This is a genomic window from Pseudomonas sp. R3-57, from assembly GCF_051132065.1.
GTDB lineage: Bacteria > Pseudomonadota > Gammaproteobacteria > Pseudomonadales > Pseudomonadaceae > Aquipseudomonas.
Genome location: NZ_CP071655.1, coordinates 2,743,072 through 2,754,911, shown reverse-complemented (window position 1 = coordinate 2,754,911; position 11,840 = coordinate 2,743,072). Strand labels below are relative to the sequence as shown.

Here is an 11,840-nt window from a genome sequence, read left to right as displayed (position 1 = left end):
CCCGGTTAACGTAGCTCTACCGCGTGCGCTGCCCGGCTGTCGCGCCTGAATCCAATCGCTAAATTTCTGGAGTTGCCCATGACCCGCCGCCTGTTTCAACCCGTCACCCTCGGCCCTTATACCCTCGCCCATCGCGTCGCCATGGCACCGCTGACGCGCTCGCGCGCCGGCCAGCCGGGCGACGTGCCGACGGCGATGAACGCCGAGTACTACCGCCAACGTGCCAGCGCTGCGCTGATCATTACTGAAGCCACACAGATCTCCCGCCAGGGCCAGGGTTACGCATGGACGCCGGGCATTTACAACGATGAGCAGGTCGAGGCCTGGCGCGAAGTCAGCGGCGCGGTGCATGGCGCTGGCGGGCTGATTTTCATGCAGCTGTGGCACGTCGGCCGCGTCTCGCACCCGAGCTTTCAACCGGACGCTGGCCTGCCGGTCGCACCGAGCGCACTGCCGGTGCCCGGCAAGACTTTCATCGTTGACGAAAACGGCAACGGTGTCTGGGGTGATGTGCCGGTACCGCGCGCCCTCGAAACCGCAGAAATCGCCGCCATCGTCGAGGACTATCGCCGCGCTGCGCGCAATGCCATTCGTGCCGGGATGGACGGCGTGGAGATTCATGCGGGCAACGGCTACCTGCTCGATCAATTCCTCAACAGCAACAGCAATCAGCGCAACGACGCCTACGGCGGCAGCGTCGAAAATCGTGCGCGCCTGTTGCTTGAGGTGGTCGCGGCCGTGGCCGACGAAGTTGGGGCCGAACGCGTCGGCGTACGTCTGACGCCAATGGGGCGGTTCATGGGCATGGGCGATGACACCCCGGAGGCCACGTTCGGCCATCTGGTCGAGGCGCTGAATACGTGGAATCTGGCGTATTTGCACCTGGTCGAGCCGGCGATGGTCGGCACGGTCAAGGACGAAAATTTCGACCCCCGCTGGGACGCGATCATTGCTCAGTTGCGCGCAACCTGGAAAGGCCTGCTGATGCTTGCGGGCGGTTACGACGCCGAGTCTGCCGAGCAGGCACTGCGCTCGGGCCGCGCCGACATCATCGCGTTTGGCCGGCCGTTTCTGGCCAACCCGGACCTGCCGCGGCGGCTGCGCGAGCACCTGTCGCTGAACACGCCGGACCCGAGCAGTTTTTTCGGTGGCGATCAGCGCGGGTACGTCGATTATCCGTTTCATGCCTGAGCGGGAAGTGCGAGGCGGCTTCAGAACTTTTCAGGTTTGCTTAAGGACTTTAAATGTCGGCGGCGCCCAGACTTTGCCTAACGATCAGGAGAGCCGCCATGACCCCGCAACCGGTGAATTCAGACCATCCCTTCACGCTGGCGCGTCCATTGGGCGCGCTGTCCGGCTGGCAGGAACGCCGCGCCAAGGCGTTCATTCTCGGCGATTTGAGCCGCAGCTTGCGGGTCAGTGAGATTGCCGAGCACTGCAATCTGTCGCGCAGTCATTTTTCCCGGGCGTTCAAGCGGGTGACCGGGTGCTCGCCGCAGGAGTGGATGTTGCGGGTGAAGATCGACAAGGCGAAGGGTTTGTTGCTGACGTCGATGCCGATTACCGAGATTGTCTACGAGTGTGGGTTTTCTGATCATTCGCACTTTACCCGCACGTTCGGGCGCCTGGTGGGGATGCCGCCGAAGGCCTGGCGTCAGGCGATGGCGCTGGACGCTGCGCGCGTTGCGGTGGTGGGCGAGCGGGTGGCGGTTTGGGAGGGTGCGGTGGGTTTGGCGGTGGTGGCGCGGGGGGTGGAATTGCGTACTTGATTTTCGTTTGTTTGCTCGCTCTTTTGGCCGCTTTTTTGCGGTCTTTTTTTTTTTGCCGTGGCGGCCTGTGGGCCGACCAGGCTTTGGGGGGTTTGGGTGTATATCCGGTATTTTGGGTGTTGCTGATGGCGGTTTCGCCCTTACGGCGAGTCCCTTTTTCAAACGCCGGAGTGCCGGCCCAGCAAAAAGGAACCAAAAGGCTTTGCTCCTACGTACGGCCCTCGCAGGCTCGGGTCCCTTCGCTGCGGGATCAATCCGGGCGCAGCGGCTACGGTTTGCTTCGCTGCACCTACTTCCGCTGTGTACGACTTCGTCGTACGGTCGCTGCGCTCCCACGCCCGGATCAATCCCTCCGCTCAGCCTTCCGATGTCGCTGGTTAGGCAAGATCAAGATCAAAGGCACTCGAGCTAACGCTCATTGTTGAGTGGTGAAAAGCGGTTGTTCGACTTGAAATTTGTAGTGGATTCGCCCCTCACCCCAGCCCTCTCCCCCTGGAGAGGGAGCCGATTTGTGGGCCGTTCAAAACTTGCGTTCGACCAGGTATTTCAGGTCGGCGTAGGCGCTCGCATCCACCCCGGTCAGTCCCCTCTCCCTCCGGGAGAGGGTTAGGGTGAGGGGCTTTTGATCTTCAGCACCGATTCAAGCATCACCCGGCAATCCCAGCGGCAACGTAAATCCAATCCGTGCGCCCTCTTCGCTGTCTTCCACTTGCAGTGTGCCGCCGTGGGCGTGGATGACGGTTCGGCAGATGGCGAGGCCCATGCCCATGCCGTTGCCTTTGGTGGTGTAGAAGGCGTCGAAGATGTGTTCGCGCTGTGCGTCGGCGATGCCGGGGCCGTTGTCGTGGAGGGTGATGTGGAGGTGTTGTTCGAGTCGTGTGGATTCGATGACCAGGTGGCCGGGGCGGTCGTGGCTGGCGATGGCTTCGAGGGCGTTGGTGATCAGGTTGTAGATGACTTGCTGGATCTGTACGCGGTCGACGGCGACGTTGCAGCCGGCATTGAGGCGGGTTCGCAGAGTGGCGTTGCGGTTGTGCAGATCTGTGGCGGTCAGCTGGATGACTTCGCTGATCAGTTCGTCGATCGCGGTGGGCAGGCGTTTGAGTGGAGCCTGTTTGGCCAGGGCGCGCAGGGCCTGGACGATTTCGGTGGCGCGGGCGCTGTCGGCGCGGATGTCTTCCAGGCCTTGAATCGCTTCGTCCAGGTCCGGCGTGGTGCGTTTGAGCCAGCGCAGGCTGGCCGAGGCGTTGGAGGTGATGCCCAGCAGCGGCTGGCTGATTTCGTGGGCGATCGAGGCGGACAGTTCGCCCATCATTTTCAGGTGCGAGTTGCGCGCCAGTTCGGCGCGCGAGCTGCGCAAGTCGGCTTCCATCTGTGCGCGCAGGCGGTTGTCTTCGACCAGTTGCGCATAGAGCCGGGCAGTCTGCAGCGACACCGCGGCCTGGGAGGCGAGGATTTCCAGCATGGTCAGGCGTTCGGCGTTGAACAATTTCGGCACCAGGCGGTTTTCCAGATACACCAGCCCGATCAGCGTGCCCTGTTTGAGCAGCGGCAGGCACATCATCGAGCGTGTCTGCCGTGGTTGCAGATCGGCGCTGTAGGCCTCGGGGCATTGCGCGCTGGCGTCGTCGAGCACCAGTGGCGTGCGCGTGCGCATGGTCGCGTTGAGTACCGAGACCGGGGCCATGTGTTCGAGGGGCTGGTCGGTGGCCTGGGTCACGCGCACGTTGCCAGACTCGATAAACGCCGCCGCGGCCGGTTGCAGTTCGCCGTCGGCCACCAGCATCAGCACACCCTGATCGGCACCGGCATGGATCATCAGGTGATTCATCAGGGTTTCGACCAGGCGGTCAAGCAAGACTTCCTGCGACACGGCGCGGGCGGCCTCGATGCCCACTTGCAGATCGAGGCGTGCGCGGGTGACCGGAGTCGCCGTTTCCAGCGCATGTTCAGTGGCCAGGAAAGGATGCAGCGACTGCAACTGCTGCGCCTTGGCTTCTGCGCCCCACAGTGCATAACAGTCGCGGGCGACGCGCAAATGGTGATGGGCGCCCGACACCAGATCATTGCGCAGGCAGATTTGCGCCAGTTGTTCGTGCGCCAGCGCCTGTTCGTGGATGAACCCGGCAGCGGCGGCGGCGATCTGCGACTGGTCGAAGCAGCGGATGGCGACCAGACCTTCGCCGCGCACCCGGGCGATGGCGCCCTCGATCAGCAGTAACTTGTTGGCGAAGGTCGAGGGATTGAGCTCGACCCACGGCAGGAATCGCTGCCGGTGCTGCTCCAGCCGTTGCAGTTTTTCGCGGGCATCACCCGGTGCTTCGTCACTGGCCAGCGCCAGACTGTAAAACAGGTAGTAATCGGCCAGGTTGATATGCGCCGGCAGCGACCAGGCCAAGGCGCCGGCCGCTTCAAAGCGCCGCAAGGCATACGCGATGTCGCCAAAATAAAACGCGGACATGCCCGAGTACAGCCAGCGCCAGAACAGCGTGGGCTGCGACACGCGCTCACGGTCCAATGGGCCGAAGCGATCATGTTCCAGCCCGTCGAGATCCGCGATCGCACGCGGCGGCGGGCCGTTGCGCAACTCGCTGGCGAAGGCATGTTGTGCGAGCAGAATGCGCTCGATATCGATGTAATGAAACTGGCGGACCCAGGCCAGACCGTGCTCCAGTTCGTTCAGCACGCTGGGCAAGGGCTCGCCCATGAACAGCAAATCGGAAGCGATGTGATTGCAGGCATAACACGACATGCCGAGGTCACCGCCCGCCTGCCCGCACTCGAACGCGGCGAAAGCTTTTTGCCGGGCGTAAGCCAGTGGCCGGGTCCACGGGCTGACCTGATCGAGCGCGACCAGCGTCGCCGTGCGCCCGACTTCATAGCCATGCAGATCGGTGAGTTGCAGCGCCAGTTCGGCATAGGCCTGACCGTCAACATACTCGCCGTAGCGATCAGCGATCATCACGCCAAACCAGGCGAATCCGTAACCACTGCTGGGCGTGGTGCCATGCAGCAGCGTCAGTTCGACCATTTTTGCCAGGTGCAGAAACGAGATGTCGTCGTTGACGAAGAACGAAGAAATCAGCGTACTGAGCAGTTCCATGGCCGCTTCCATACGCGGATCGTCTGCCGGCGACAGCGCGCTCAGATCGGCGATCCGACGCGTGCCGCGCAACTGGCGCACGCGCTCGCAAGCCTCGGTCATCTGCGCCCGTGAAGGCTTGCGCGCAAGCGCGATATCCAGCAGCGCCAAGCCGCTCAGCGCTTCGCTGATCGCGCCTTGGTAATCGGAATGCAAGGTGCGCAAACTGGCACGCAATCGATAGGTTTTCGCTCGGTCCAGCGGCGTGGCCGCGTGGTGCAGGCAATCGTCGAGACGTTGCTGCGCGCTCGGCAGATCCGCCAGCAGCATCATGCATTCGGCCGCCAGCCAACGGCTGGCGAAAGCCTGCGGATACAACTGCGTCCAACCGTTATCGCCGAGCAGGCGCTCGGCGGTGTGCAAATAGTCCAAGGCCTGATCGACGGCGGCGGTGTCGCGGGCGCGCTCGGCGGCCAACACCAGCAACCTGATGAAATCGGCGCGCCGCTGGCTTTCGAGCGTGGCGGTGTCGCTGTGCTGAATCTGGCTGGCGATTTCGAAGACGTGCTGATCGATCTCCTCGCTCCATTCCTCGAGCATGGCGACGGCGATGCGTGCGTGCTCGGCGGCACGGCCTACGGGCGCGGGCAGTTGCGCCGCGGCCTCGAGCACGCGGTCGTGAGGAAACAGCAGTTGGCTGTTTTCACGCAGAAGGAATCCGCCATTGAGCAGATATTCGACGTCGCGGGCCAGTTGCGGCGGATCGCCCGGCAGCAAACGCTGCAGCAACGCTTCGTCACAGCGCCCACCGACATAGCCGGCGCTGCGCAAAACCTCTCGCGCCGAGGCAGGCAGGCGCTGCAAGCGCTGGACCATCAGGTCGGCGACGTTATCGGCGTAGCGATAGCCAGCCAGCGCGCTTGGCGCCCACACCCAGCGATGCTGCGCCGCATCGAAATGCAGCAGGTGCTCATCCATCAACGCCCGCGACACCTGGCTGACGAACAGCGGATTGCCAGCCGTCTTGAAATGCACCCCTTCGGCCAGGGCCTGGAGGTTGTCGACCTCGGCGTCGAGTTCGGCCGCGATCAATTGCGCGACTGCCTGCACCGACATCGGCCCGAGCTCGATACGCGACACCGGCAATGCCGACTCGCGACCCAACTCTTCGAGCAAGCCGCCCTCACCGCCCAACGCGGCGAGTTCATCGTCGCGATAGGCCAGGATCAGCAGCAGATGCCGTGGCGGGCGCGCCATGAAGGCCTTGAGAAAGGCCTGGGTCGAGTCGTCGGCCCATTGCACGTCATCGATAAACAGCACCAGCGGACGCCCCGGCTGGGCAAACACTTCCAGCACGTCGAGCAATGTGCGGCTGGCGCGATCGAGTGCGTGGCGGGCCGGCATGTTCGGCAGCTCAGCAGTGACGCCGATCAGCAGTTCGGCCTCCGGAACCAGGTCCACCAGCAGGCGGCCGCGACCTTTGAGCACCTCGCTCAGTTGCGCGCTGAGCGCCTGCATTTCCAGTGCCGGTTTGCCGAGCAACTGCGTGATCAGCGAACGAAAAACCTGCGCCAGCGGGGCAAAAGGAATGTCGTTGTGCAACAGGTTGATCTTGCCGCTGGCCCAGTAGCCCGGCGCCTGCCCACGAATACTCTGATGAATCAGCGTCGACTTGCCCGCCCCCGGCGCGCCGGCGACCAGCAAAACCCGGGCGACGCCGTCGCTGCGTACGCGCTGGATCTGTTCGAGCAGTTGCGCGCTCTCTGCCTCGCGACCGAACAGCAACTCGCCACGGGTGGTTTTCGTCAGCGCATCGAACGCGCCCAGGCGAAACGCGTCGATCCGCCCGTGCTCACGCCACTGGCGCAGGCACCAGGCCAGATCCGCAGCCAGTGACTTGAGGCTTTGGTAACGCGCGTCCGGCTCTTTGGCAAAGCCCTTGAGCAGCACCTGACAAAAGCCTTGCGGCAAATCCGCGACGTAGACGTCAGGCGACACTGGCTGGACGGCGGCGTGCACGTGCCGCCATTGCGCGGCATCGCGGGCCGTCAGTGGTGTGCGCCCGGTGAGCGCCTGATAGAGCATGGCCGACAAGGCATACACGTCGCTGCGCTCATCGTTGCCCGCCACGTCGCGCTGCACCTGCTCCGGGGCCAGATAAGGCCAATGCTCGATGCCGGGCAACTCGTCGCTCGACAGCTCGGACGCGGCGGTGTGCACGCCCAGCAACCGGACCGCGTCGTCGGCGCTGACCATCAGGTGCCACGGCAACAGACCGACACGACGACAATCCGCTTGGCCGCTCAGTGCCAGCGCGTTGGCCGCCGCCACGGCAATGCTCAGCACCCGAGCCAACGGCAGGCCATCGTCAGTCATCAACTGCGCCAGCGGTACACCCCACGCGGGATACACCAGCAGCGGACCGTCGACCGAGCCGACATGCGCAACCGGGGCAATCACCCACTCGGCGGGCAGGCGCAGATGAAAATTGCGCTCCAGGCGCTTGCACACGGTCGGGCGCTGAATCGGCGCACGCACGGCGAACCAGCGTTTGAACGTGCGGCCGTCTTCGAGGCTGTACCACGTCAGTTCGCCATCGCGGCGCCACAGGCTGAACCGGCAGCTGTCGAGCCATGCTTCATCGTGCCGCAAGGCATCGGGGGGACAAGACACTGGACTGGCAGGAGGTGTGGCGGGCATTGGAATCACCGCTGGAAACTGGTTTCGGGGCCGATCCGTGAGTATACGCAACGGTTTTTGTGCATGGGCCATTCGTCGCCCGGGTGTCCGCCTGCGGCCCCACAATGGCCGTCCAGAGCCTCGTCCCGCGGTTGGACAAGCCGAATACTGCGGCTGTTATCCCTCGGGATAATTGCAATATGCCGGGCGCTCACCTAGCGTACGGGTCTCATGAACCGGCGCCCCGCCGCTCATTTCCACCGCAGCGCAGAGGCAAGCATGATCCGACTCGGCCAGGCCACGATCTCCCTGGAGCGGCGCGAAGCCTTTCTTGATGGCCGGCCGTTGCGTGTCGGCGGCCGCGCGTTCGAAGTGCTCTCGGTATTGATGCAGGCCGACGGACGGATTGTCAGCAAGGACGAGCTGATCAATCAGGTCTGGCCCGATATCGTCGTCGAGGAAAACAACCTGCAGGTGCAGATTTCCGCGCTGCGCAAGCTGCTCGGGGCCAAAGAAATCATCCAGACGGTTGCCCGTCGAGGTTACCGATTATTGAAAGACCGCGAACCCAAACCGGCGACCTTCAGCACCGTCGCCCCGCCCGTGCCTTTAGCGCAACAACGGCCGTCGGTCGATGCGCAATCGGTGCCGGTGTTCATCGTCGATGACGAGGCGTGCGTGCGCACGGCGCTGAGCCGACTGCTGCGTGCCGAGGGCATCGAACACCGGATTTTCGAATCCGCCGAAGCACTGCTCGAAGAGCCCCTGCAAAACGGTCCGGCGTGCCTGCTGCTCGATGTCAGCCTGCCGGAAACAACCGGGCTGCAGCTGCAAGCGACGCTGACCGCGCGCGGGCATCCTTGGCCGGTGGTCTTCATGACCGGCCACGGCACCATTCCGATGTCGGTGCAGGCGATGAAAGCCGGGGCGGTGGAGTTCCTGACCAAACCGTTCAACGACGATGAATTGCTCGATATCCTGCGCACCACCCGCCAACACGCGGCGACTGCCTACGAGCAATGGCAGCGCGTGCAACAGGCCCTGGAACTGGCTGCGCTGCTGACCCCGCGCGAGCGTGAAGTACTGCCGTTGATTGTCGCGGGGCTTGCCAACAAGCAGATTGCCAATCAGTTGGGCACCAGCGAAGTCACCGCCAAAGTCCATCGCAAACACATCATGGCGAAGATGCAGACGCGCTCGCTGGTCAACCTCGTCGAACTCTACGGGCTGATCAGCAGCGCGCGGCCACCCGGCCCATCGAGCCCGTCGTGAACAGCGCGACTGACCGCTCTGCGGCGGCCGACAGCCGTCACGCGACCGTTGTCTGCATCGTCGATGATGATGCTTCGGTGCGCAAAAGCCTGTGCAATCTGCTGCGCTCGGTAGGTTACCGCGCGCAGGTCTATGGCAGCGGCGAAGCCTTTCTCGCCGAACAGCGTTTCGATGAAATCGCCTGTCTCCTGCTGGATTTGCGCATGCCCGGGCTGTCCGGCATCGACGTCATGCGCGAGCTGCAACGCCGCGCCCGACGCTTCCCGGTGATCTGCATGTCGGCCCATTGGGACGAGGCGACGCTGGCCGAATCCGGCCACTATCGAGCCGTGCACTGCCTGAGCAAACCGTTCGAAGAAGAAGCCTTGTTGCAGGCGCTCGAGTCGGTGGTGCATCGCCAGCACTGAGCATTGGCCTTCCAGCATTGCGGTTTTTTTCGCCTCCGAATCCCCACGCGTCAGCCTCGGCAAGCGCAATCAATTGGCACTGCGGCCCCGTTTCAGGGTCAGTTCAGGTGACCTGACGTTTACCGGCACCCCCTCAAGGCCGCCGTTAAGTGGCAGAATCCCCCGACCTTGATCCTTTTCGGAGAGCGCAATGCTTCGCGTGTTTGAACGAAGACTCGACCCCTTCCCGCCTGATGAACTGCCACCACCGCCGGTGGGCCTGACGCGTTTTCTGTGGGCCTGCACCCGCGGCGCGCGCGGTTATATCCTCGCGCTGGCCCTGCTCAGCGCCGGTGTGTCGATCTACGAAGCGTGGCTGTTTTCCTTCCTCGGCCAGGTGGTCGACCTGCTCTCGACCTGGCAGGCCGGTGGCGGCGTCAGTGCCGAAGAAAGCCGCGTGCTGTGGGGGATCGGCATCGTCCTGCTGGTGAGCATCGTGCTGGTTGCGCTGCGCACGATGGTTCAGCACCAGATCCTGGCGATCAACCTGCCGCTGCGCCTGCGCTGGGATTTTCACCGCTTGATGCTGCGGCAAAGCCTGTCGTTCTTCTCCGATGAATTTTCCGGGCGAGTCACCACCAAGGTCATGCAAACCGCGCTGGCGGTGCGTGAAGTGCTGTTCACCCTGATCGAAATCGCCCCCGGCATCGGTGTGTACTTCATCGCCATCATCGCGTTAGCCGGAGGCTTCGCGCTGAAGCTGATGCTGCCGTTCATTGCCTGGGTCGCGCTGTTCGCGCTGGCGATGGTGTATTTCGTGCCACGCTTGGGCAAAGTCGGCCAGGAACAGGCCGACGCGCGCTCATCGATGACCGGGCGCATCGCCGACGCCTACACCAACATCACCACGGTGAAACTGTTCTCGCACTCCAAACGCGAAGCGCATTTCGCCCGTGCGGCAATGGAAGATTTCAAACTCACCGGGTTTCGCCAGATGCGTCTGGTCAGTCAGTTCGAGGTCGTCAACCAGGCCCTGGTGGTCGCGTTGATCATCGGTGCCGGCGGCTATGCCCTGTGGCTCTGGCACCAGGGCCAGGTCGGCGCAGGCGCGGTCGCGGCGATCACCGCCATGGCCTTGCGCATCAACGGCATGTCGCACTGGATCATGTGGCAGATGACCTCGCTGTTCGAGAACATCGGCACCGTGCAGGACGGCATGGCCACCCTCACCCGCGGTCCGAAAGTCCAGGACGCACCGAACGCCGGCGTGCTGGTACCTGCAGGCGGCGCGGTGTCGTTCGACAACGTCAGCTTCAATTACAACGGCGAACGTCAGGTCCTCGACGGCTTGAGCCTGCACATCCGCGCCGGCGAAAAAATCGGCCTGGTCGGCCGCTCCGGCGCCGGTAAATCAACGCTGATCAACCTGCTGCTGCGTTTCTACGACGTCGACAGCGGGCAGATCCGCATCGACGGCCAGAACATCGCCGAAGTGACCCAGGACAGCCTGCGCAGCGCCATCGGCATGGTCACCCAGGACACCTCGCTGCTGCACCGCTCGATCCGCGACAACATCGCCTACGGCCGCCCCGACGCCAGCGACGAAGACATCCACCGCGCCGCCGCCAACGCCCAGGCCGACGGCTTCATCAACCAACTCAGCGACCGCCAGGGCCACAGCGGCTACGACACCCTGGTCGGCGAGCGCGGCATCAAACTCTCCGGCGGCCAGCGCCAACGCATCGCCATCGCCCGAGTCATGCTGAAAAACGCCCCCATCCTGCTGCTCGACGAAGCCACCAGCGCCCTCGACTCCGAAGTCGAAGTCGCCATCCAGGAAAGCCTCGACGAAATGATGCAAGGCAAAACCGTCATCGCCATCGCCCACCGCCTCTCCACCATCGCCGCCATGGACCGCCTCATCGTCATGGACGAAGGCCGCATCATCGAACAAGGCACCCATGCCGAATTGCTGGCCAGAAACGGGATTTATGCAAGGTTGTGGCAGCATCAGAGCGGCGGGTTTCTGGGCGAAGATCAGGGGTTTGCCGCGACGGTGGATCAGGCGTGATCCGGCGATTTTCGGATCAAGATCAAAGGCCCCTCATCGGAACGCCGCCCGCCTACCCCTCTCCCGGAGGGAGAGGGGACTGACCGCAGTGACTGGAAGATGTACGCCAACAGGCAATACCGAGTCGTACACACAATTTGAAAAGCCCAAAGATCGGCTCCCTCTCCAGGGGGAGAGGGCTGGGGTGAGGGGCGAATCCACCATAAATCCCAAGCCAACCACCCGCTTCTAACCACTCAACAATGAGCGCAAGCTCGAGTGCCTTTGATCTTGCGTCACCGGCGACATCGGAAGGCTGAGCGGAGGGATTGATCCGGGCGTGGGAGCGCAGCGACCATCTGGCGCAGCCAGACACAGCGGAAGTAGGTGCAGCGCAGCAAACCGTAGCCGCTGCGCCCGGATCGATCCCGCAGCGAAGGGACCCGAGCCTGCGAGGGCCGAACGCAGGAGCAAGCCTTTTGGGTTACCTTTTTGGCGTTTGAAAAAGGTGACTCGCCGTAAGGGCGAAACAGCCAGAAACACCACCCGCAGCAACGGATATTCACCCAAAACCCGACGTCACCGCCCCCCCAGAAAATCAG

General features: G+C 63.5%; 6 protein-coding genes. 5 read left to right on the top strand and 1 reads right to left on the bottom strand.

What is annotated here, in order from left to right; genetic code table 11:
* Positions 1–78: 78 nt before the first annotated feature.
* Positions 79–1,191 (top strand): alkene reductase, encoded by a 1,113-nt coding sequence (locus J3P93_RS12530; RefSeq protein ID WP_434597828.1) that lies wholly within the window; start codon positions 79–81, stop codon positions 1,189–1,191.
* A gap of 98 nt (positions 1,192–1,289) precedes the next feature.
* Entirely contained in the window at positions 1,290–1,769 is a 480-nt protein-coding gene (locus J3P93_RS12525) for a helix-turn-helix transcriptional regulator (protein ID WP_434597826.1), read from the top strand.
* A 640-nt stretch (positions 1,770–2,409) separates the two neighbouring features.
* On the opposite strand, the gene J3P93_RS12520 is transcribed toward J3P93_RS12525, so the two are convergent.
* Complete coding sequence (locus J3P93_RS12520) at positions 2,410–7,551, bottom strand: trifunctional serine/threonine-protein kinase/ATP-binding protein/sensor histidine kinase (RefSeq protein WP_434597823.1); 5,142 nt, start codon at positions 7,549–7,551, stop codon at positions 2,410–2,412.
* A gap of 258 nt (positions 7,552–7,809) precedes the next feature.
* Between J3P93_RS12520 and J3P93_RS12515 the strand changes: the two genes are divergently transcribed.
* From J3P93_RS12515 to J3P93_RS12505, 3 genes are all read left to right on the top strand, one after another.
* Positions 7,810–8,802, top strand: a complete 993-nt coding sequence (locus J3P93_RS12515) for a response regulator (RefSeq protein ID WP_434597821.1) — start codon at positions 7,810–7,812, stop codon at positions 8,800–8,802.
* A complete protein-coding gene (locus J3P93_RS12510) occupies positions 8,799–9,209 on the top strand; it encodes a response regulator transcription factor (RefSeq protein WP_434597819.1) in 411 nt (136 codons plus the stop codon). The genes J3P93_RS12515 and J3P93_RS12510 overlap by 4 nt, the downstream gene beginning before the upstream one ends.
* Positions 9,210–9,399: 190 nt before the next feature.
* Entirely contained in the window at positions 9,400–11,259 is a 1,860-nt protein-coding gene (locus tag J3P93_RS12505; protein WP_434597817.1) for an ABC transporter ATP-binding protein, read from the top strand.
* Positions 11,260–11,840 lie beyond the last annotated feature (581 nt).

Bases quoted from the DNA above. Each gene is read 5' to 3' on its own strand.
- J3P93_RS12525 (WP_434597826.1), top strand. From the start codon at position 1,290: ATGACCCCGCAACCGGTGAATTCAGACCATCCCTTCACGCTGGCGCGT.
- J3P93_RS12515 (WP_434597821.1), top strand. From the start codon at position 7,810: ATGATCCGACTCGGCCAGGCCACGATCTCCCTGGAGCGGCGCGAAGCC.
- J3P93_RS12505 (WP_434597817.1), top strand. From the start codon at position 9,400: ATGCTTCGCGTGTTTGAACGAAGACTCGACCCCTTCCCGCCTGATGAA.
- J3P93_RS12520 (WP_434597823.1), bottom strand. From the start codon at position 7,551: ATGCCCGCCACACCTCCTGCCAGTCCAGTGTCTTGTCCCCCCGATGCC.
- J3P93_RS12530 (WP_434597828.1), top strand. From the start codon at position 79: ATGACCCGCCGCCTGTTTCAACCCGTCACCCTCGGCCCTTATACCCTC.